This is a genomic window from Streptomyces sp. NPDC001787, assembly GCF_040297465.1.
Classification (GTDB): domain Bacteria; phylum Actinomycetota; class Actinomycetes; order Streptomycetales; family Streptomycetaceae; genus Streptomyces.
The window spans coordinates 391,271-412,968 of record NZ_JBEOZE010000002.1; the positions used below are offsets into that span (position 1 = coordinate 391,271).

Below are 21,698 nucleotides of genomic sequence, written 5' to 3' on the forward strand. Positions count from 1 at the left end.
CCGGTGGGTGCGAGGGCCTGCGGACGCGAGGGCCCGGAGTGCCTCAGCAGGGGTCAGAAGCCGAAGTCCTGTGTCCACCAGGGGCCGCCGGAGCCGGCGTGCATGCCCACTCCGAGGGTCTTGTAGTCGCAGTTGAGAATGTTTGCGCGATGTCCGTCGCTGTTCATCCAGGACTCCATCACGGCCTCGGCGTCGGCCTGCCCGCGGGCGATGTTCTCGCCGCCGAGGTTCTGCACGCCGGCCTTGGCGGCGCGGTCCCAGGGGGTCGCGCCGTCGGGGTCGGTGTGGTCGAAGAAGCCGCGGGCCGCCATGTCCTCGCTGAGGTTCTGGGCGAGTGCGGTCAGCGGCGCGCTGGTGGTGACCGGGGAGCAGCCGGCCTTCGCCCGCTCCTGGTTCACCAGGGCGAGGACGGCGGCCTGGGCGGAGGTGCCGGCGGGGGCGGGGGGCGGCGCCTTGCGCGAGGGCGCGGGGGACGAGGTCTTCGGGGCGGCCGGGGCCTTCGCGGACGGGGCCTTCACGGACGGGCTCGCGGACTTCTTCTTCGGGGCCGCCGTGGGGCCCTTCGACTCCGAGGGCCGCTTCGAGCCGGTGGCCGAGGGCTTCTCCTCCGGGGTGGCGGAGGCGGAAGCGGAAGCCGACTTCGAGGGGGCCGCCGGCCGTGCGCTGCCCCGGCTGGCGGGTGCGGAGGCCGAAGCGGAGGCGCGGTCGGTCGGATCGGCCGAGCGGCTGCCCTGTGTCAGCAGGTCCGGGGCGCCACCGGGACGCACCTCGTCCGCGGTGGACGTGCCGCCCACGGTGCGGGTGTCGCCGCCGGGCAGCAGACCCGAGGCGAAGGCGACCGCTCCCATGGCCACGGCCGCGGATATGCCGAGCAGACCGGCCCGCACGGGCAGGGAGGTCCGCTTCCTCCGCCGCGTACCCGGGTGCCCGAATCCGTCCCCGCTCGTGGGTTCTTCAGCGGCGGAGCCCGCGGCTGACCGTCGGTGGCGTCCCATGCGCTGTGCCTTCCTGATGCTCCGGACGCCCCTGAGACGTCACATTTCTCAGCCGTGCTCACCCGATCGAGTGAAGCTTTGCGACCGGACTGTACGCCATGGGTCACGGGGGCGAAGTGCTCCGGGAACCATGGGCCGGTTAGCGTTCACGCATGAGCGAAGATGCACGACTCGTCGTCTGGGTACGCGGCCGAGTACAGCAAGTAGGCTTCCGCTGGTTCACCAGGGCAAACGCTTTGGAGATCGGTGGACTGACCGGCTTTGCCCTCAATCTCGACGACGGCCGGGTGCAGGTCGTCGCCGAGGGTCCACGTGAGAATTGCCACCGTCTGCTGGACTGGCTGCGCTCCGACGACACACCCGGGCGCGTGGACGGAGTCACTGAGATCTGGGACACCCCGCGCGGGGGTTACGAGGGATTCGCGATCCGTTGATCATGGCGGTGCCGGGGACTCCGGATCCGCTCCGTGTCCGGAGTGCGCCGAGCGGTTACCGATGAGTCGGAAATAGGGCCGCACCCGAAATGACCTGCGAAGGGACCCGGCGGCGGCCTGTGGTTGCCAAGAAGGGAATGTCGTGCCAGGCTGCGGCATTAACGAAGATCTCCACGCCCCCCGGGGCCCCGCAGGAGAGTCGCGCCGCATGATCGTCCGGCCGCGCGCCCCCGGGACACCCGCCTCAACGGGGTGTGATCGTGTTGACCGTCAAACTTTTTGGTGAGACGCTGAAAACCCCGCGCACCTTAGCTGTTTGGCAGAGCTGTTTGGCAGCAGAACCGCAGTGTTGACAGGGCACTGCCGAGCACCGCGGGTGCGATTCCCTCACGACCCACACCGCTCTCGGTCGGTCACTCAGTGTGGAGGACCATCCATCATGGCAAAGGCGCTTCTCGGTTACGTCGGCGGTTCCGACCCGCGACTCCTCGCCGAGATGCGACGGCTCCAGCAGCGCGTCCAGGACCTGGAATCCGAGCTCGTAAGGATCCAGGACGAGAACGACGCGTTGAACGCCGCCGCCCAGCACCAAGAGTCGCTGCTCGACAGCATCGACATCGACGTACCCCAGGCGGAGCCTGCGCTGACCTGACCGGTGGCCCTGTCGGGCCGGTCGGGCACAGGCACGCTCAGTCGCCTGAGAACCACTCTGGATTGTCTTCGTCACGGATCGCCGTCCCGGAACACCGAGGACCTCCCGGAATCCGGGATCGTCTCCGGTTCCGCCCATGTCCGGAAGACCGAGGATCTCCTCGTCCTCCGGTGCATCAGCGATCCGTCACGCAGGACTGCGCAAGATTTACAGGGACGCCTCGGCGTCCCTTATTTCGTTCCCGACCCCCCGGTCCGCTTTCCCGCCCCGGACTTCCCCCTGGACTCGCCCCCGGGCCTGCCCGGACGTAGAGCCCTTCCCTTACCGTCTGATGTGCCCTGCACCTTCATCAGCGAAACCGAGAGTGAAAGGTAGAGTCCGGCGGCGTGCACCTCAAGGCTCTGACCCTGCGTGGATTCAAATCGTTCGCCTCCGCCACGACCCTGCGGTTCGAACCGGGGATCACCTGTGTCGTCGGCCCCAATGGATCCGGGAAATCCAATGTGGTGGACGCGCTCTCCTGGGTCATGGGTGAACAGGGAGCCAAATCCCTGCGGGGCGGCAAGATGGAAGACGTGATCTTCGCCGGTACGACCGGGCGGCCACCGCTGGGCCGGGCCGAGGTGTCGCTGACCATCGACAATTCCGACGGCGCGCTTCCCATCGAATACGCCGAGGTCACGATCACCCGGATCATGTTCCGCAATGGCGGCAGCGAATACCAGATCAACGGCGACACCTGCCGGCTGCTGGACATCCAGGAACTCCTCTCGGACTCCGGTATCGGCCGTGAGATGCATGTCATCGTCGGGCAGGGGCAGCTGGACTCCGTGCTGCACGCGGACCCGATGGGCCGCCGCGCCTTCATCGAGGAAGCCGCGGGCGTGCTCAAACACCGCAAGCGAAAAGAGAAGGCGCTGCGGAAGCTGGACGCGATGGGGGCCAATCTGGCCCGCGTCCAGGACCTCACCGACGAACTGCGCCGCCAGTTGAAGCCGCTCGGCAGACAGGCGGCGGTGGCCCGCCGGGCCGCGGTCATCCAGGCCGATCTGCGCGATGCCCGGCTGCGGCTGCTCGCGGACGACCTCGTCACCCTGCGCGGCGCCCTGCGCGACGAGATCGCCGACGAGGCCGAACTGAAGAAGCGCAAGGACGCCGCGGAGGCCGAACTCAAGGCGGCGCTCGCCCGGGAGGCGGAGCTGGAGGGCGAGGTCCGCCGCCTCGCGCCCCGGCTCCAGCGCGCCCAGCAGACCTGGTACGAACTGTCGCAGCTCGCCGAGCGGGTGCGGGGCACGATCTCGCTGGCCGACGCCCGGGTGAAGAGCGCCACCGAGGCGCCCGCCGAGGAGCGGCGCGGCCGGGACCCGGAGGACATGGAGCGCGAGGCCGCCCGGATCCGCGAGCAGGAGGCGGAGCTGACGGCCGCGCTGGAGGCCGCCGAGCACGCCCTGGAGGACACCGTCGCCCACCGGTCCGACCTGGAACGGGAGTTGGCGGCCGAGGAACGCAGGCTCAAGGACGCGGCACGGGCCATCGCGGACCGGCGCGAGGGGCTCGCCCGGCTGCACGGCCAGGTCAACGCCGCCCGCGGCCGGGCGGGTTCGGCGCAGGCGGAGATCGACCGGCTGGCCGCGTCGCGGGACGAGGCGCAGGAGCGCGCGGTCGCGGCCCAGGAGGAGTACGAGCAGCTCAGGGCCGAGGTCGACGGTCTGGACGCGGACGACGCGGAGCTGGCCGGGCGGCACGAGGACGCCAAGCGCGCGCTCGCCGGGGCGGAGTCGGCCCATGGCGCGGCCCGGGAGGCCGCGACGGCCGCCGAGCGCAAACGCGCCGCGGTCGCGGCCCGGCACGAGGCGCTGGCCCTGGGCCTGCGCCGCAAGGACGGCACCGGCGCGCTGCTCGGCGCCCGCGACCGGCTGCACGGCCTGCTCGGCCCGGCCGCGGAACTGCTCACGGTGGTGCCGGGGTACGAGGTCGCGGTGGCCGCCGCCCTGGGCGCCGCGGCGGACGCGGTGGCGGTGACGGACCCGGCCACCGCGGCGGACGCGATCCGGCTGCTGCGCAAGCAGGACGCGGGGCGCGCGGCGCTGCTGCTGGGCGGTGGCGGTACGCGGCCGGGTGCTCCGCGGGACGCGCGGGCGGGCGGCGAACCGCCGGCCGGTGCCCAGGGGACCGGAGGGGCCCCCTCCGTGGCCGGACTGGTGCGGGGGCCCGTCGAACTGATGGGCGCCGTACACCGGCTGGTGCGGGACATGGTCGTCGTCAGCACCCTGGAGGACGCCGAGGATCTCGTCGCCGCGCATCCGGAGCTGACCGCGGTGACCGCCGAGGGCGACGTGCTGTCGGCCCACTTCGCGCACGGCGGTTCCGCCGGGGCGCCGAGCCTCCTGGAGGTGCAGGCGTCCGTCGACGAGGCGGCCGCCTCCCTGGCCGAGCTGGCCGTACGGTGCGAGGAACTGGCCGGGGCCCAGCAGCTCGCGGGGGAGCGGCGCCGGGCCGGTGCCCTGCTCGTGGAGGAGCTGGGGGAGCGGCGGCGTGCCGCCGAGCGGGAGAAGTCGGGGGTGGCCCAGCAGCTGGGGCGGCTCGCCGGACAGGCCCGGGGCGCGGCGGGCGAGGCGGAGCGGATGGCCGCCTCCGCGGCGCGTGCCCAGGAGGCCCTGGAGCGGGCGACGGAGGAGGCGCGGGAGCTGGCCGAGCGGCTGCTCGTGGCCGAGGAGATGCCCGTGGAGGAGGAGCCCGACACCTCCGTACGGGACCGGCTCGCCGCCGACGGTGCCAACGCCCGCCAGACCGAGATGGAGGCCCGTCTCCAGGCCCGTACCCACGAGGAGCGGGTGAAGTCCCTCGCCGGGCGCGCCGACTCCCTGGACCGCGCCGCCCGCGCCGAACGTGAGGCCCGCGCCCGCGCCGAGCGGCACCGGGCCAGGCTGCGGCACGAGGCCGCGGTGGCCTCGGCCGTCGCCTCGGGGGCCCGCCAGCTGCTCGCGCACGTGGAGGTGTCCGTCGTACGGGCGCAGGACGAGCGGACCGCGGCCGAGACGGCGAAGGCCGGGCGGGAGCGGGAGCTGGCGGCCGGGCGCGACCGGGGCCGGGAGCTGAAGGGCGAGCTGGACAGGCTGACCGACTCGGTCCACCGCGGTGAGGTGCTGGGCGCCGAGAAGCGGCTGCGGATGGAGCAGTTGGAGACGAAGGCGCTGGAGGAGCTCGGGGTGGAGCCCGCCGGGCTGGCCGCCGAGTACGGCCCCGACCGTCTCGTACCCCCGTCCCCGGCGGCCCAGGGCGAGGAGCTGCCGGAGGATCCGGAGCATCCGCGCAACCTGCCGAGGCCGTTCGTCAGGGCCGAGCAGGAGAAGCGGCTGAAGGCGGCCGAACGGGCGTACCAGCAACTCGGGAAGGTGAATCCGCTCGCCCTTGAGGAGTTCTCGGCGCTGGAGGAGCGGCACAAGTTCCTGTCCGAGCAGCTTGAAGACCTGAAGAAGACCCGGGCCGACCTGCTCCAGGTGATCAGGGAGGTGGACGAGCGGGTCGAGCAGGTGTTCACCGAGGCGTACCACGACACCGCCCGCGAATTCGAGGGGGTGTTCTCCCGGCTGTTCCCCGGCGGTGAGGGCCGGCTGATCCTGACCGATCCCGGCAACATGCTCACCACCGGCCTGGATGTCGAGGCCCGCCCGCCCGGCAAGAAGGTGAAGCGGCTCTCGCTGCTGTCGGGCGGCGAGCGGTCCCTGACGGCCGTGGCGCTGCTGGTCTCGATCTTCAAGGCCCGACCCAGTCCCTTCTACGTGATGGACGAGGTCGAGGCGGCGCTGGACGACACCAATCTCCAGCGGCTGATCCGGATCATGGAGGAGCTCCAGGAGAGTTCCCAGCTGATCGTGATCACGCACCAGAAACGGACGATGGAGGTGGCCGACGCGCTGTACGGGGTCTCCATGCAGGGTGACGGAGTGTCGAAGGTCATCAGTCAGCGGCTGCGCTGAACCTTCACTTGGGCGTCACCGCTTCGACGCGGTATTTCCGCGATCCCGGGTAGACGTCGGTCCATCGGCAAAGAGCGCCGGAGAAGGCCCGGCTCCGGCGGATGAGTCAGCAATTCCCGAGCGGGCGAATTCATCTTCGAGTGGTGGCGGGCCCGATCCTGTGCGCCACTTGGACCGACCGGTACATGGCAGTGCGAGAAGGAGCGGGGCCGGGCGCGTGCAGCTGCAGGGGTTCTCCCCTGGCCGGGCCCGGTCGAGAGCTTGGGGAAAGGAACCATGGTGAGTGACGACAACGCCGCGGATGCGCGGTCCCGGTTCCGCGACGCCGCCCCCCACGCGCCGGTCGGTCCGAGGCGTCCACCCCCCACGTCCGACGACGCGGCCGGGCACCGGGAGTTCATGTGAGCGGCGCATCGCGGGGGCCGGTGCCCGGAGCCCGAGAGGCCCATCCGGACCATCTCGGCCATGTCATCTTCATCACCGCCGCCGCGGCGATGGGCGGTTTCCTCTTCGGCTACGACAGCTCCGTCATCAACGGCGCCGTCGAAGCCATCCGCGACCGGTACGACATCGGCTCCGGCACCCTCGCCCAGGTCATCGCCATCGCCCTGATCGGCTGCGCGATCGGCGCCGCCACCGCGGGACGTATCGCCGACCGCATCGGCCGTATCCGCTGCATGCAGATCTCCTCCGTGCTCTTCACCGTCAGCGCCGTCGGCTCGGCGCTGCCGTTCGCGCTGTGGGACCTGGCGATGTGGCGCATCATCGGCGGCTTCGCCATCGGCATGGCCTCCGTGATCGGCCCGGCGTACATCGCCGAGGTCTCGCCGCCCGCCTACCGCGGCCGGCTCGGCTCCTTCCAGCAGGCCGCCATCGTCATCGGCATCGCCATCTCCCAGCTGGTCAACTACGGCATCCTCCAGATCGCCGACGGAGACCAGCGCGGCAAGATCGGCGGCCTGGAGGCGTGGCAGTGGATGCTCGGCGTGATGGTCCTCCCCGCGCTCCTGTACGGGCTGCTGTCGTTCGCGATCCCCGAGTCGCCGCGCTTCCTGATCTCGGTCGGCAAGAGGCAGCGGGCCCGGGAGATCCTCGCCGAGGTCGAGGGCGAGCACATCGACCTCGACCGCCGGGTGGCGGAGATCGAGACCGCCATGCGCCGGGAGCACAAGTCGACCTTCAAGGACCTGCTCGGCAGCCGTTGGGGCTTCCTGCCCATCGTCTGGGTCGGTATCGGACTGTCCGTCTTCCAGCAGCTCGTCGGCATCAACGTGGCGTTCTACTACTCGGCGACGCTGTGGCAGTCCGTCGGCATCGACCCGACCGACTCGTTCTTCTACTCGTTCACCACCTCGATCATCAACATCATCGGCACGGTGATCGCGATGGTGCTGGTGGACCGGGTGGGCCGCAGGCCGCTCGCGCTGGTCGGCTCGACCGGGATGGCGATCGCGCTGGCCTTCGAGGCCTGGGCGTTCTCCGCCGCGCTCGTCGACGGCAAGCTGCCCACCGCCCAGGGCGCCGTCGCCCTGGTCGCGGCCCATGTGTTCGTGCTCTTCTTCGCCCTGTCGTGGGGTGTGGTGGTCTGGGTCTTCCTCGGCGAGATGTTCCCCAACCGGATCCGCGCCGCCGCGCTCGGCGTCGCCGCGTCCGCGCAGTGGATCGCCAACTGGGCGATCACCGCGAGCTTCCCGAGCCTGGCCGACTGGAACCTGTCGGGCACGTACATCATCTACGCCTGCTTCGCCACGCTCTCGATCCCCTTCGTGCTCAGGTTCGTGAAGGAGACCAAGGGCAAGACGCTGGAGGAGATGGGCTGAGGGCGCCCCGGCGGGCCGTGCCCGCCCGGCCGCTCAGCCCCCGACCGCCCCGCAGAACAGGCGCAGACTGCGCCAGCCCTCCTCCACCGGCATCCCGCCGCACAGCGGGTGCAGCACCAGGCTGTCCGCGTCCAGCTCCGCGCACTGCGCGGGCGTGAGGATCCGGTACACGCCCTCCTCGCGCAGTTCCGCCACCGTCGTCGCCGTCGAGCGCACCGCCGAGCGGATGTCCTTCGACTGCCAGGAGGAGTAGGTGCGGGCCTCGTGCAGGAAGTGCCGGCCGTACAGCGCCCACGCCCGCTCCGGGTCCTCGGAGACGTGCAGCAGCGGCGTCGTGGCGGCGGGCATCATGCAGAAGCCCTCCGTGCCGTGCTCCGCGCGCTGCTCGTGGTAGTAGGCCTCCAGCTCCGGCAGATGCGCGCTGGGGAAGAGCGGCAGCCCCAGCCGGGCCGCCCGCCGCGCCGCCGCCCGCGAGCTGCCGCCCACCAGCAGCAGGGGGTGCGGCCGGGTGTACGGGCGCGGGGTGACCGTGACCGTACGGCCCCGGTACGGGAACGGCTCCCCGGTCCACGCCAGCAGCAGCGTCTCCAGCAGCTCGTCCTGGAGCCTGCCGCGCCGGCCCCACTCCACCCCGGCCCGCTCGTACTCGGCGGGCCGGTAGCCGATGCCCGCGACGGTGACCAGCCGGCCCGCGCTGAGCAGGTCGAGCACCGCGATGTCCTCGGCCAGCCGCAGCGGATCGTGCAGCGGGCCGATGATCGCCGACACGGTCACCGCGATCCGCCGGGTCGCGCCGAAGACCGAACCGGCGAAGACGAGGGGAGAGGGCAGCCAGGAGTTGGCGGCGCCGTGGTGCTCCTCGGTCTGCACCGTGTCGATGCCGTGCCCGTCGGCGTACGCGGCCATCTCCAGCGCCGCGCGGTAGCGGGCCGAGAGGGTCCCGGGGGTGGCGTCGGGATCGACGAGATTGAACCGGACCACTGTGAAGGCCATGACGGGTGTCCCCTTCGCCGGGCGGGCCTGGTGGAGGCGGGCACCGTAACTGACGGAGCGTCAGAAGGCCAGGGTCCGCTCGCCGGACACCTCCGCGGGACGGGTGGCCGCCCAAGATGCGCCTCTACCCCCAAAAGGGGGCATAAGTTGCGGGGGATTCGTGCGGGATCCGCCACGGCCACGCCCAGGTGCGGCTGTGGCCGATACTGGACGGGTTATGGAAATCGTCATCCTTGCTGTAGTCATCGCCCTGGTCGCGGTCGGCCTGATCAGCGGGCTCGTGGTCAGCAGCCGCAAGAAGAAGCAGCTGCCGCCCTCGGCACCGTCGAGCACGCCGACCATCACTCCTCCCGCCGAGCCCCGTGTCGGCGAGGAAGCCGAGGCGCCGCGCGACGAAGCGCGGCGCACCGTCGAGGAGGTCGGTCTCCCGGACACCGAGGCTCCCGCCGGGGAAGCCCCGGCCGTCGCCGAACCGGAGGCCGCCCCCGCGCTGGAGGTCCCCGAGCCCACCGCCGGACGGCTCGTCCGGCTCCGCGCCCGGCTCGCCCGCTCGCAGAACTCCCTCGGCAAGGGGCTGCTCACGCTCCTGTCGCGGGACAACCTCGACGAGGACACCTGGGAGGAGATCGAGGAGACCCTCCTCACCGCGGACGTCGGCGTCGCCCCCACCCAGGAACTGGTGGAGCGGCTGCGCGAGCGCGTCCGGGTGCTCGGCACCCGCACCCCCGAGGATCTGCGCGCCCTGCTCCGCGAGGAGCTGATCACCCTGCTCGGCCCCGACTTCGACCGTGAGGTCAAGACGGAGGGCGGCGCCGAGACCCCCGGCGTCGTCATGGTCGTCGGCGTCAACGGCACCGGCAAGACCACCACCACCGGCAAGCTGGCCCGGGTGCTCGTCGCCGATGGCCGCAGCGTCGTGCTCGGCGCCGCCGACACCTTCCGGGCCGCCGCCGCCGACCAGCTCCAGACCTGGGGCGAGCGCGTCGGCGCCCGCACGGTCCGCGGGCCGGAGGGCGGCGATCCGGCGTCGATCGCCTTCGACGCGGTGAAGGAAGGCATCGCCGAGGGCGCGGATGTCGTCCTCATCGACACCGCGGGCCGTCTGCACACCAAGACCGGACTGATGGACGAGCTCGGCAAGGTCAAGCGGGTCGTGGAGAAGCACGGCCCGCTGGACGAGGTGCTGCTCGTCCTGGACGCCACCACCGGGCAGAACGGACTCGTCCAGGCCCGGGTGTTCGCCGAGGTCGTCGACATCACCGGCATCGTCCTCACCAAGCTGGACGGCACCGCCAAGGGCGGCATCGTCATCGCCGTCCAGCGTGAGCTCGGGGTGCCGGTGAAGCTGATCGGTCTCGGTGAGGGTCCGGACGACCTGGCCCCGTTCGAGCCGGGAGCCTTCGTCGACGCGCTGATCGGCGACTGACCCCTCCGCACGGACAACGGGCGGCGGACCCCCTCGTGGGGGCCGCCGCCCGTTCGTATGCCCGAGAGGGATCGTGCGCCGGCGCGCGGTGGGGCGGACCGGCGCCTATGAGCGGTGGCAGATGTACGCCAGCGTGCCCAGCAGCAGCCGCGCCTGCGGGGGAGCGGCCGCGGTGTCCAGGACCGGGGGGCGCAGCCAGCGGACCGGCCCGAGGCCGCCGAGATCGGACGGCGGAGCGGTGATGTGCGATCCGGGGCCCAGTGCCCGCAGATCCAGACCGGCGTCGTCCCAGCCCATCCGGTAGAGCAGCCGGGGCAGCTCGGCGGCGGCTCCCGGGGCGACGAGGAACTGGGCCCGGCCCGCCGGGGTCACGGCCACCGGCCCCAGCGGCAGGCCCATCCGCTCCAGCCGGCCCAGCGCGCGGCGCCCGGCTCCCTCGGCGACCTCCAGGACGTCGAAGGCGCGGCCCACGGGCAGCAGCATCGAGGCGCCGGGCACCTCGGACCAGGCCCGCGCGGCGACATCGAGGGTGGCACCGGCCGGCACCTCGCGGGCGAAGGCCAGCGGATGGTCGCCGGGCGCCGGGCACCGCGGGTCGCCGCACGAGCAGACGCCCGCCACGGCCCGCGCGCCGGGCACCACCGCCCAGCCCCAGAGTCCTGTGTACTCGGCCACCGCGGTGCCCTCGGCCGTGCGGCCGCGGCGCCGTGAGCCGGATCGCATCTCGCGGATGCCGCCGATCGTGAAGCCCATACCCCCTCCAACGGGTCCGAGTCATCGGTGGTTACGACCCGGAGCCTTCGCTCAACCCTCCGCTGTCGCTCTCGATCGGGCGGCGCGCGGGTGTGCACAGAGGGTGAATGGCGCGGATTACACGCCCCCTGAGTGCCCCAATCCGCCTGCCGCTGATCGTCGTCTGTCAAGTCAAGCGCGCCCGGTGGCAGTCGGGTTCATTCGAAGGGGTGGCGAATGGTGGCGTTTCCGTAAGGGCCCTCGCGGGAGGGGTGATCGTAGGATTACCGTCGGTACACGAACCCTGGAAGTATGTGCACCCACGGGTATGCCGGAGGCAAACCGATTTCCCGTTCGATGGTGCGCGATCTCCGTACGGACAGCACCGGTGCACGGCATTCTGACTAGTGGTTCGCGCGATGAGGTTTTCGGCGGGATGGGGGCGTTCCAGTGAGTGGCAGCGGCGCAGGCGGGACGAATGCCGGGAAGCGCCCCAACGGGCAACTGGGATCGTGGTTCGTGCGCAGCGGCTGGTCCAAGGGCGAGCTCGCCCGGCAGGTGAACCGGCGGGCGCGGCAGATGGGTGCCCTGCACATCAGCACCGACACCTCCCGCGTGCGGCGCTGGCTGGACGGCGAACAGCCCCGCGAGCCGATCCCGCGCATCCTCTCCGAACTCTTCTCGGAACGTTTCGGCAGTGTCGTGGCCGTCGAGGACCTCGGGCTGCGCACCGCGCACCAGTCCCCCTCGGTGGCCGGTGTCGACCTGCCGTGGGCGGGCCCGCAGACCGTCGCCCTGCTCAGCGAGTTCTCCCGCAGCGACCTGATGCTCGCCCGGCGCGGATTCCTCGGCACCTCGCTCGCCCTCGCCGCGGGCCCCGCGCTCATCGAACCCATGCAGCGCTGGCTGGTGCCGGTGGCCGGCACGGACACCGCGGAGGAGGAGTCGCCCGCCGCCGCCCGCCGTCCCTCCCGGCTCTCCCGGCCGGAGCTGGATCTGCTGGAGTCCACCACCGCGATGTTCCGCCAGTGGGACGCGCAGTGCGGCGGCGGACTGCGCCGCAAAGCCGTCGTCGGCCAGCTCCACGAGGTCACCGACCTGTTGCAGGAGCCGCAGCCCGCGGCCACGTCCAAGCGGCTCTTCCGGTGCGCGGCCGAACTCGCCGAGCTGGCGGGCTGGATGAGCTACGACGTCGGCCTCCAGCCCACCGCGCAGAAGTACTTCGTCCTGGCCCTGCACGCGGCCAAGGAAGCCGGTGACAAGCCGCTCGGCAGCTATGTGCTGTCCAGCATGAGCCGCCAGATGATCCACCTCGGCCGCCCCGACGACGCCCTGGAACTCATCCATCTCGCCCAGTACGGCAGCCGGGACTGCGCCACGCCCCGCACCCAGGCCATGCTGTATGCGATGGAGGCCCGCGCCTACGCCAACATGGGCCAGCCCAGCAAGTGCAAGCGGGCCGTCCGCATGGCCGAGGACACCTTCCTCGACGCCGGACTCGACGGCGAGCCCGAACCGGACTGGATCCGCTTCTTCTCCGAGGCCGAGCTCAACGGCGAGAACGCCCACTCCTACCGCGACCTGGCCTATGTCGCGGGCCGCAGCCCCACGTACGCCTCGCTCGCCGAGCCCGTCATGGCCAAGGCCGTCGACCTCTTCGGCGAGGACGACGAGCACCAGCGCTCGTACGCGCTCAATCTGATCGGGATGGCCACCGTCCATCTGCTCAAGCGCGAGCCGGAGCAGTCCACGGTGCTGGCCGGCGAGGCGCTGAAGATCGCCAGGAAGGTGCGTTCCGAGCGGGTGAACACCCGGCTGCGCAAGACCGTCGACACGGCCGCCAGGGACTTCGGCGATGTCGACGATGTCGCCCGGCTCACCGACCGGCTCACCGAACAGCTGCCGGAGACCGCCGAAGCGGTCTGACCCGGCCCGACCGCCGCCGGCCGCGGCGTCCCTCCCGTACACCCCGACCCGGCTCCCCCATCGCCGGTCATACGGAGGGCCGCCGTGGCCGGTTCCTGTGTCCCGGCGCCTCAACCGCACCGTATGCGGCGTGGGCCGCACGGCAGCCGGGGCACCGGACACACCCCCGGCGGTTCATTCCGCCGTAACACGCGCTCCCTCTTCGTCACTGGTGCGAAACACCGTGCGGCATCCGTGGAAACGGCGCTGGGTCAATCTCATGGCCCATAACCGGCCCGCACCTTTTCCCAGTGGTCCCGCGGCTTTCCCCGCACGAGGCCGCACCGACGACGAGGAGACGCCGATGCCCCCAGGCATCACGACGCTTGCCGCAGACGCCCCGGAGCTGTCTGCCGCCAACACCGGGTTCATGCTCATCTGCTCGGCCCTGGTGATGCTCATGACCCCGGCCCTGGCCTTCTTCTACGGAGGCATGGTCCGCGTCAAGAGCACCCTCAACATGCTGATGATGAGCTTCATCAGCCTCGGGATCGTCACCGTCCTGTGGGTGCTCTACGGATTCAGCCTCGCCTTCGGCACCGACACCGGCTCGCTCATCGGCTGGAGCGCGGACTACGTCGGCCTCAGCGGGATCGGCGTCACCGAACTCTGGGACGGCTACACCATCCCGGTCTACGTCTTCGCCGTCTTCCAGCTGATGTTCGCCGTCCTCACCCCCGCCCTGATCAGCGGCGCCCTCGCCGACCGCGTCAAGTTCACCGCCTGGGCGGTCTTCATCACCCTCTGGGTCACCCTCGTCTACTTCCCGGTCGCCCACTGGGTCTGGGGCGCGGGCGGCTGGCTCTTCGAGATGGGGGTCATCGACTTCGCCGGCGGTACCGCCGTCCACATCAACGCGGGTGCCGCCGCCCTCGGCGTGATCCTCGTCATCGGCAAGCGCGTCGGCTTCGGGAAGGACCCGATGCGGCCGCACAGCCTGCCGCTCGTCATGCTCGGCGCCGGTCTCCTGTGGTTCGGCTGGTTCGGCTTCAACGCGGGCTCCTGGCTCGGCAACGACGACGGCGTCGGCGCCGTCATGTTCGTCAACACACAGGTGGCCACCGCCGCCGCGATGCTCGCCTGGCTCGGATACGAGAAGCTGCGCCACGGCTCCTTCACCACGCTCGGCGCCGCCTCCGGGGCCGTCGCCGGACTCGTCGCCATCACCCCGGCCGGCGGCTCGGTCAGCCCGCTCGGCGCCATCGCCGTCGGTGCCGTCGCCGGGGTGCTCTGCGCCATGGCCGTCGGCCTGAAGTACCGGTTCGGCTACGACGACTCCCTGGACGTCGTCGGCGTCCACCTCGTCGGCGGTATCGCCGGCTCCCTGCTCGTCGGCCTCTTCGCCACCGGCGGTGTCCAGTCCGACGCGGCCGGCCTCTTCTACGGCGGCGGCCTCGACCAGCTCGGCAAGCAGGCCGTCGGCGTCCTCGCCGTCCTCGCCTACTCCCTGGTCGTCTCCGCGCTCCTCGCCCTCGTGCTCGACCGGACCATCGGGATGCGGGTCCCCGAGGACGACGAGATCTCCGGCATCGACCAGGTCGAGCACGCCGAGACGGCGTACGACTTCAGCGGCGCGGGCGGCGGCGCCACCCGTACCTCCGCCCCGGCACAGGGCACGACGGCAGCATCGAAGGCAGAGAAGGTGGACGCATGAAGCTCATCACCGCAGTCGTGAAGCCGCACCGGCTGGACGAGATCAAGGAGGCCCTCCAGGCCTTCGGAGTCCAGGGCCTCACCGTCACGGAAGCCAGCGGGTACGGGCGTCAGCGCGGGCACACCGAGGTCTACCGGGGTGCCGAGTACACCGTCGACCTCGTCCCGAAGATCCGGATCGAGGTCCTGGTCGAGGACGAGGACTCCGAACAGCTCATCGACGTGGTGGTGAAAGCGGCCCGGACCGGCAAGATCGGGGACGGCAAGGTCTGGAGCGTCCCGGTCGAGACCGCCGTCCGTGTCCGGACCGGTGAACGCGGCCCGGACGCCCTCTGACCGACGGCCCGCCAACGGAAAGGCAGCTGGGTGACGAGCACCGAAGCGACCACCGAATCCGCAGCGTCGGGACCCAGCGGCTACGCGGCGGCCCGGCTGCGTCTCCTCCAGGAGGGGACGCGGTCCGGGCCGCCGCGCCGTGCGGCCCTCGCCCGCCTCACCGACGACTGGCTGACCGGTCTGTTCACCGCGGCCGCCGGACGGACCCGGGTCCGCGGCGCCGCCCTCGTCGCCGTCGGCGGCTACGGCCGCGGCGAACTCTCCCCGCGCAGCGACCTCGATCTGCTGCTCCTGCACGACGGCAGCGCCGACGCCGGGGCACTGGCCGCCCTCGCCGACCGCCTCTGGTACCCCGTCTGGGACCTCGGCCTGGCCCTCGACCACTCCGTGCGCACCCCCGGCGAGGCCCGCAGGACCGCGGGCGAGGACCTCAAGGTCCAGCTCGGCCTGCTGGACGCCCGCCCCGTCGCCGGGGACCTCGGCCTCGTCGCCGCCCTGCGCACCGCGGTCCTCGCCGACTGGCGCAACCAGGCCGCCAAACGCCTCCCCGCCCTCCACGAACTCTGCCGGGAGCGGGCCGCGCGCACGGGCGAGCTCCAGTTCCTCCTGGAACCCGACCTCAAGGAGGCCCGCGGCGGCCTCCGCGACGCCACCGCGCTGCGCGCCGTCGCCGCCTCCTGGGTCGCCGACGCCCCCCGCGAAGGGCTCGCCGACGCCCGCCGCACCCTCCTCGACGTCCGCGACGCACTCCACCTCACCACCGGCCGCGCCACCGACCGCCTCGCCCTCCAGGAACAGGACCAGGTCGCCGAGGCACTGGGCCTGCCCGACGCCGACGCGACTCTGCGCCGGGTGTACGAGGCCGCGCGCACCGTCTCGTACGCCACCGACGTCACCTGGCGCGAGGTCGACCGCGTCCTGCGCGCCCGCTCCGTACGCCCCCGGCTCCGTGCCCTGCTCGGCGGCGGGCTCGGCGGCAGGGCCGCCCCCGAGCGCACCCCGCTCGCCGACGGGGTGGTGGAAGCGGACGGCGAGGTCGTCCTCGCCCGCGCGGCCCGCCCCGAGAAGGACCCCGTCCTGACCCTCCGGGCGGCGGCCGCCGCCGCCGAGTCCGGACTGCCCCTCTCCCGCCACCTCGTCCGCCACCTCGCCACCGCGGCCCGCCCGCTGCCCGTGCCCTGGCCCGCCGAGGCCCGCGAGGAACTCGTCACCCTGCTCGGGGCTGGCGGGCCGACCGTCGGCGTCTGGGAGGCGCTGGAGTCGGAGGGGATCATCACCCGGCTGCTGCCGGACTGGGAGCGGGTCCGCTGCCGCCCCCAGCGCAACCCCGTCCACACCTGGACCGTCGACCGCCACCTCGTCGAGACCGCCGCCCGAGCCGCCGCCCTCACCCGCCGCGTCCACCGCCCCGACCTGCTCCTGGTCGCCGCGCTGCTCCACGACATCGGCAAGGGCATGCCCGGCGACCACTCCGCGGCGGGCGAGACCATCGCCCGGGACATGGCCGCCCGCATGGGCTTCGGCGCGCACGACGTGGGCGTCGTCGCCACCCTCGTACGCCACCATCTGCTGCTCGTCGAGACCGCCACCCGCCGCGACCTCGACGACCCCGCCACCGTCCGTTCCGTCGCCACCGCCGTCGGCAGCACCTCCACGCTGGAGCTGCTGCACGCCCTCACCGAGGCCGACGCGCTCGCCACCGGGCCCGCCGCCTGGAGCTCCTGGCGCGCCTCGCTCGTCGCCGACCTCGTCGAACGCGTCTCCGCCGTCCTCGCGGGCGAGGTCCCCCGGGAACCGGAACCCGCCGTGCCCGGCGCCGAACAGGAACGCCTCGCCATCGAGGCCCTGCGTACCGGCGGACCCGTCCTGGCCCTGCACACCCGGCCCGCGCCGCCCGCGGCCGGCGGCGGTCCGGAACCCGTCGGGGTGGAGCTGCTCATCGCCCTGCCCGACCGTCCGGGTGTGCTGCCCGCGGCGGCCGGAGTCCTCGCCCTGCACCGCCTGACCGTCCGCGCCGCCGAACTGCGCGCCGTGGAGCTGCCGACCGAGCTGGGCGGCTCCGCGGACCTGCTGCTGCTCAGCTGGCGGGTGGCGGCCGAGTACGGGTCCCTCCCGCAGGCGGCCCGGCTCCGCGCCGACCTCGTACGCGCCCTGGACGGATCCCTGGACATCCGGGCCCGCCTCGCCGAACGGGAGGCCGCCCACCCGCGCCGCCGCGGGGTGAAGGCCCCGCCGCCCCGGGTGAGTGTCGCGGCGGCGGGCTCCCGGCTCGCGACGGTGATCGAGGTCCGGGCCCAGGACGCCCCGGGTCTGCTGCACCGGATCGGCCGGGCCCTGGAACAGAGCGCGGTACGGGTGCGCAGCGCCCATGTCTCCACGCTCGGCGCCAACGCGGTGGACGCCTTCTACGTCACCGGGGCGGACGGCGGACCGCTGTCCGGCGTGCGGGCCGCCGAGGTCGCCGAGGAGGTCGAGAAGGCCCTCGGCTGACCCGCCCGAACGTGCGGAAAAGCCCTCGTCCGGTACGAGAACCGGGCGAGGGCTTCGCGTTCCGCGGGGGCCGGATACCCTGGAGTGCGACTGACCTGCCCCGCCCCCGACCCTGAGGACCGACGAGCGCCGTGTTCGATACTCTCTCCGACCGCCTTAGCGCGACTTTCAAGAACCTCAGGGGCAAGGGCCGCTTGTCCGAGGCGGACATCGACGCCACGGCCCGCGAGATCCGTATCGCGCTCCTCGAAGCCGATGTGGCCCTGCCGGTCGTGCGCGCGTTCATCGCCAACGTCAAGGAGCGGGCGCGCGGCGTCGAGGTCTCCCAGGCGCTGAACCCCGCCCAGCAGATGATCAAGATCGTCAACGAGGAGCTCGTCGGCATCCTCGGCGGCGAGACCCGGCGCATGCGGTTCGCCAAGACCGCGCCCACCGTGATCATGCTCGCGGGCCTCCAGGGTGCCGGTAAGACCACCCTCGCCGGAAAGCTCGGCCTCTGGCTCAAGGGCCAGGGCCACTCCCCGCTGCTGGTCGCCTGTGACCTCCAGCGCCCCAACGCCGTCAACCAGCTCAGTGTCGTCGCCGACCGCGCCGGTGTCGCGGTGTACGCCCCGGAGCCGGGCAACGGTGTCGGTGACCCGGTCCAGGTCGCCAAGGACTCGATCGAGTTCGCCCGTTCCAAGCAGTACGACGTCGTGGTCGTCGACACCGCGGGCCGCCTCGGTATCGACCAGGAGCTGATGCGGCAGGCCGCGGACATCCGCGACGCCGTCAGCCCGGACGAGATCCTCTTCGTCGTCGACGCGATGATCGGCCAGGACGCGGTGAACACCGCCGAGGCCTTCCGCGACGGCGTCGGCTTCGACGGTGTGGTGCTCTCCAAGCTCGACGGTGACGCGCGCGGTGGCGCGGCCCTGTCGATCGCCCATGTCACGGGCAAGCAGATCATGTTCGCGTCGAACGGCGAGAAGCTGGAGGACTTCGACGCCTTCCACCCGGACCGCATGGCCTCCCGCATCCTCGACATGGGTGACCTGCTCACCCTGATCGAGCAGGCGGAGAAGACGTTCAGTCAGGAAGAGGCCGCCAAAATGGCCTCCAAGCTGGCGTCGAGCAAGGGCAAGGACTTCACGCTCGACGACTTCCTGGCCCAGATGGAGCAGGTCCGGAAGATGGGCTCCATCTCCAAGCTGCTCGGGATGCTGCCCGGCATGGGGCAGATCAAGGACCAGATCAACAACATCGACGAGCGCGACGTGGACCGTACCGCGGCGATCATCAAGTCGATGACCCCGAAGGAACGCGCCGAGCCGACGATCATCAACGGCTCGCGCCGGGCCCGTATCGCCAAGGGCTCGGGCGTCGAGGTCTCCGCCGTGAAGAGTCTGGTGGAGCGCTTCTTCGAGGCCCGCAAGATGATGTCGAAGATGGCCCAGGGCGGCGGCATGCCCGGGATGCCGGGGATGCCGGGCATGGGCGGCGGCCCCGGCCGTCAGAAGAAGCAGGTCAAGCAGGCCAAGGGCAAGCGCAAGAGCGGCAACCCCATGAAGCGCAAGGCCGAGGAGCAGGCCGAGGCGGCCCGGCGCGAGCAGGCGGCGCAGGGCGGCGCGTTCGGACTGCCGGCCGGTCAGGGCGGCAAGCCCGCCGAGGACTTCGCCCTCCCGGACGAGTTCAAGAAGTTCATGGGCTGACGGCCGTCGGACCACGCGTAAGGGGCGCCCACCATGGTGGGCGCCCCTTACGGCGTTCACGCGCGCCGCGGCCGGTGTGACCCACCGCCGGCGCGCGCCGCGGCCGGCGGTCTAGGCGGCGCGCCGCCCCGGGCGCAGCGCCCGGCCGTTGGCCAGCCCCGCCGGGTCCAGTGACAGCGACACGGCGGCGGTCGCGCCCACGTCCGCCAGGCTGTCCGCGTCCGGCAGCAGTTCCACCGCGCCCGCGCCGGGCCGGTGGACGAGGACGGGGACGTACTCACGGGTGTGGAAGGCGTGCCCGGCCGTCGGGTCGTTGCCGTGGTCACCGGTCACGATGAGGCGGTCGCCGGGGCCGTCGAGCAGGGCGACGAGCGCGGCCAGGCCCGCGTCGACCTGCTCCAGGAGGCGTCCGTAGCGCTCGGTGTCCTGCTGGTGCCCGGCCAGGTCGGTCTCCTGGACGTTGGCGACCACCAGACCGTCGCCCGGGGCGCGTACCGCTTCGAGGGTGTACGTGAACACGTCCGCGGTGGCCACCGCGGGATGCCGTACCGCCGCGTCGCAGGCCAGGATGTCGGCGGCCTTCCCCACCAGGGTGACGGGGATGCCCGCGCGGGCGGCCAGATCGGGGAGCTGGCGGGTGTGGTCGAGCCGGGCACCCAGGTGCTGCACTTCGAGGCCGCCGTTGCGGTAGAAGCCGGTGGCGGGGGTGTCGAGGCCGACCGTGCCCGCCTCCCCGTCGCGGACGAAGCGCGGCAGCGGGCTGTCCGCGTGGCCGCCGACCGCGATGACCCGGGCCACCGGGGCGACGGTGCGTACGGTACGGGCGATGGCGAGGATGCCGTCCGGCCCGTCGAACGGCAGGTCCTCCAGTCGGCCGGAGGCGTTCCAGTTGATCCCCGGGTCGGCCTCCAGGTTGTCGTGGACCAGAACGGCCCCGTCCACGACCAGGAGCGGTTTGCCCTCCAGCGGCTCGACGCGGTGTCCGGCCGCTTCGAGTACGGCGGTCACCTCCCCGAGGTGATCCGCGAGCCGGGCCACGGTGACGCGGCTGAAGTCGGCGCCCATCATCGTCTGGTGGCCGGCGAAGGTGTCGGCGCCCGGATAGCCGAGGGCGGCCCGGCCCGCGGCGACGGGCAGACGCGGCCGGCGGGCGAGGTCCGGGTGCGGGTGGACGAGGCCGAGGCCGAGCGCGCCCAGCACCGGCAGCCGCAGCGGGCGGCCGAAGGCCTCGCGGCAGTGGTCCAGAACATGTCCGCAGGTGTCGGCGGTGAGATCGCCGGGGCGCAGGGTGCCCGCGTCGGGCATGGCGCCGATGCCGAATCCGTCGATGACGACGATGACGGTCTTGGCCATGGGATGCCTCCTCAGCTCAGGGCCCGGCCCTGGGCGTCGTACAGACCGATCCGGCGAGGGCCTCCGGAGGAGAGTCCGGAGACGACGGCGACGGTCGAGCGGGTGACGAAGATCTGGGTACGGAAGGCGAGCAGCGCGGTGTCGCCGAGCCGGACGTCCTGCCCGGCGGCGGGCGCGTCGAGCAGCCGGTAGTAATCGATGTTCTCGGCGGGCGCGTCCTGTACGCCCAGGCGTGCGCCGGTGCGCGGCAGCAGTGCGCTCTTGATGTGGGAGCGGGCGTAGAACCCGCCGCCGAAGAGCGCGGGGCGGCCGTCGTCCAGCGTGTGGGCGACCTCGCTGACGTACACATAGGCGGGTGTCTCCGGCTGCGCCGGGTCGAGCGCGTGCAGCGGGGTGGTGCCGGTCAGGGCGTGGCCCGGTTCGCCGTGGGTGGCGCCGAGTCCGGCGAGCAGCGGGAGGGAGGCCATCGAGGTGGCGCTCGGGGCACTCAGCTTGAGGTCCTCGTGGCCTCGGGAGGCGAGGAGCTCGCGGGCCTTGAGCGCGAGCGCGAAGTTGGGTGTGGCGTACGGGACCCCGGTCACCGGATCGCACAGGACGCACGGGAAGGCGGTGACGCCCGCGATCCGGATGCCGGGCAGCCGCTCGGCGGCCTCCGCGAACGTGTCCAGGCGGGAGAGCGGGACACCGCCCTCCTGGCCCGGGTAGACGGTGCCCTCGGCGCCTTCGAGGCGGACGAGGACGTCCTGGACGAAGCCCAGCCCCGTGGCCGCCTCGGAGACCGCGCGGGCGTTGTCGAGGTCGTAGACGGTGACGGCCCCGGGCCGCCAGGCCAGCATCCCGGGCAGCGCCCGGCGGGGGATCTGGACGAGGTGGCCGAGGTTGCCCGCGCGGGCGCCCGCGGCGTGCAGGGTGCGGGCCTCGGGCGCGTCGATCGCGGCGTACTCGGGGATGTGCCGGGCGACGGCGGCGATCAGCTCCGGGTTGCGGCCGAGCTGCTTGACGACGAACCAGAGCGAGAGGCCGAGCCGTTCGGCCTCGGCGGCCAGGAGCGCGGCGTTGGCCTCGACCGCGTCGAGGTCCATCACATAGGTGTCGGGCGGGATCGCGCCGTCGCGGTGGAGCGCCGCCGCGGTCTCGACGAGCCCGGGGTTGCGGGTGAGAAGGGTGTCGAGGAACAC

General features: G+C 72.4%; 15 protein-coding genes. 10 read left to right on the forward strand and 5 right to left on the reverse strand.

Annotated features, from left to right (window positions below; all coding sequences use genetic code 11):
• Positions 1–53: 53 nt before the first annotated feature.
• Positions 54–995, reverse strand: a complete 942-nt coding sequence (locus ABT170_RS04335; RefSeq protein WP_351863962.1) for a CAP domain-containing protein — start codon at positions 993–995, stop codon at positions 54–56.
• A 152-nt stretch (positions 996–1,147) separates the two neighbouring features.
• Between ABT170_RS04335 and ABT170_RS04340 the strand changes: the two genes are divergently transcribed.
• The 4 genes from ABT170_RS04340 (at position 1,148) to ABT170_RS04355 (ending at position 7,881) form a co-directional block, all read left to right on the forward strand.
• Positions 1,148–1,429 (forward strand): acylphosphatase, encoded by a 282-nt coding sequence (locus ABT170_RS04340; protein WP_329945284.1) that lies wholly within the window; start codon positions 1,148–1,150, stop codon positions 1,427–1,429.
• Between the two features lie 439 nt (positions 1,430–1,868).
• Positions 1,869–2,081, forward strand: a complete 213-nt coding sequence (locus ABT170_RS04345) for a hypothetical protein (protein WP_018551753.1) — start codon at positions 1,869–1,871, stop codon at positions 2,079–2,081.
• A 386-nt stretch (positions 2,082–2,467) separates the two neighbouring features.
• Positions 2,468–6,061: a chromosome segregation protein SMC gene (gene smc / locus ABT170_RS04350; RefSeq protein ID WP_351863965.1), complete on the forward strand. Its 3,594-nt coding sequence runs from the start codon at positions 2,468–2,470 to the stop codon at positions 6,059–6,061.
• 401 nt (positions 6,062–6,462) lie between these two features.
• Complete coding sequence (locus ABT170_RS04355) at positions 6,463–7,881, forward strand: sugar porter family MFS transporter (protein WP_329945286.1); 1,419 nt, start codon at positions 6,463–6,465, stop codon at positions 7,879–7,881.
• Positions 7,882–7,914: 33 nt separating this feature from the next.
• Here the strand turns inward: ABT170_RS04355 and ABT170_RS04360 are convergent, their stop codons facing one another.
• On the reverse strand, positions 7,915–8,874 hold the full coding sequence (locus ABT170_RS04360) for an LLM class flavin-dependent oxidoreductase (RefSeq protein ID WP_351863968.1): 960 nt from the start codon (positions 8,872–8,874) through the stop codon (positions 7,915–7,917).
• 217 nt (positions 8,875–9,091) lie between these two features.
• Between ABT170_RS04360 and ftsY the strand changes: the two genes are divergently transcribed.
• A complete protein-coding gene (ftsY, locus tag ABT170_RS04365; protein ID WP_329945288.1) occupies positions 9,092–10,300 on the forward strand; it encodes a signal recognition particle-docking protein FtsY in 1,209 nt (402 codons plus the stop codon).
• Between the two features lie 105 nt (positions 10,301–10,405).
• Here the strand turns inward: ftsY and ABT170_RS04370 are convergent, their stop codons facing one another.
• The gene (locus ABT170_RS04370) at positions 10,406–11,053 is read right to left on the reverse strand and encodes a bifunctional DNA primase/polymerase (RefSeq protein WP_351863971.1); all 648 of its coding nucleotides are present in this window, start codon (positions 11,051–11,053) and stop codon (positions 10,406–10,408) included.
• Between the two features lie 429 nt (positions 11,054–11,482).
• Between ABT170_RS04370 and nsdA the strand changes: the two genes are divergently transcribed.
• The 5 genes from nsdA to ffh all read left to right on the forward strand — a co-directional run bounded on the left by nsdA (position 11,483) and on the right by ffh (position 19,167).
• Complete coding sequence (gene nsdA, locus ABT170_RS04375) at positions 11,483–12,958, forward strand: transcriptional repressor NsdA (RefSeq protein WP_329945290.1); 1,476 nt, start codon at positions 11,483–11,485, stop codon at positions 12,956–12,958.
• A gap of 343 nt (positions 12,959–13,301) precedes the next feature.
• Positions 13,302–14,651 (forward strand): ammonium transporter, encoded by a 1,350-nt coding sequence (locus ABT170_RS04380; protein WP_329945291.1) that lies wholly within the window; start codon positions 13,302–13,304, stop codon positions 14,649–14,651.
• Positions 14,648–14,986 (forward strand): P-II family nitrogen regulator, encoded by a 339-nt coding sequence (locus ABT170_RS04385; RefSeq protein ID WP_266924282.1) that lies wholly within the window; start codon positions 14,648–14,650, stop codon positions 14,984–14,986. Before ABT170_RS04380 ends, ABT170_RS04385 begins: the two co-directional genes overlap by 4 nt.
• Before the next feature lie 30 nt (positions 14,987–15,016).
• Complete coding sequence (locus ABT170_RS04390; protein WP_329945292.1) at positions 15,017–17,476, forward strand: [protein-PII] uridylyltransferase; 2,460 nt, start codon at positions 15,017–15,019, stop codon at positions 17,474–17,476.
• A gap of 131 nt (positions 17,477–17,607) precedes the next feature.
• Positions 17,608–19,167 (forward strand): signal recognition particle protein, encoded by a 1,560-nt coding sequence (gene ffh, locus ABT170_RS04395; RefSeq protein WP_266924286.1) that lies wholly within the window; start codon positions 17,608–17,610, stop codon positions 19,165–19,167.
• Positions 19,168–19,278: 111 nt separating this feature from the next.
• On the opposite strand, the gene ABT170_RS04400 is transcribed toward ffh, so the two are convergent.
• On the reverse strand, positions 19,279–20,520 hold the full coding sequence (locus ABT170_RS04400) for a phosphopentomutase (protein WP_351863977.1): 1,242 nt from the start codon (positions 20,518–20,520) through the stop codon (positions 19,279–19,281).
• A gap of 11 nt (positions 20,521–20,531) precedes the next feature.
• Entirely contained in the window at positions 20,532–21,698 is a 1,167-nt protein-coding gene (locus ABT170_RS04405; protein ID WP_329945295.1) for an alanine racemase, read from the reverse strand.

Bases quoted from the DNA above. Each gene is read 5' to 3' on its own strand.
- ABT170_RS04370 (WP_351863971.1), bottom strand. From the start codon at position 11,053: ATGGGCTTCACGATCGGCGGCATCCGCGAGATGCGATCCGGCTCACGG.
- ABT170_RS04400 (WP_351863977.1), bottom strand. From the start codon at position 20,520: ATGGCCAAGACCGTCATCGTCGTCATCGACGGATTCGGCATCGGCGCC.
- ABT170_RS04360 (WP_351863968.1), bottom strand. From the start codon at position 8,874: ATGGCCTTCACAGTGGTCCGGTTCAATCTCGTCGATCCCGACGCCACC.
- ABT170_RS04380 (WP_329945291.1), top strand. From the start codon at position 13,302: ATGCCCCCAGGCATCACGACGCTTGCCGCAGACGCCCCGGAGCTGTCT.
- ABT170_RS04340 (WP_329945284.1), top strand. From the start codon at position 1,148: ATGAGCGAAGATGCACGACTCGTCGTCTGGGTACGCGGCCGAGTACAG.
- ABT170_RS04335 (WP_351863962.1), bottom strand. From the start codon at position 995: ATGGGACGCCACCGACGGTCAGCCGCGGGCTCCGCCGCTGAAGAACCC.
- ABT170_RS04345 (WP_018551753.1), top strand. From the start codon at position 1,869: ATGGCAAAGGCGCTTCTCGGTTACGTCGGCGGTTCCGACCCGCGACTC.
- ABT170_RS04385 (WP_266924282.1), top strand. From the start codon at position 14,648: ATGAAGCTCATCACCGCAGTCGTGAAGCCGCACCGGCTGGACGAGATC.
- ftsY (WP_329945288.1), top strand. From the start codon at position 9,092: ATGGAAATCGTCATCCTTGCTGTAGTCATCGCCCTGGTCGCGGTCGGC.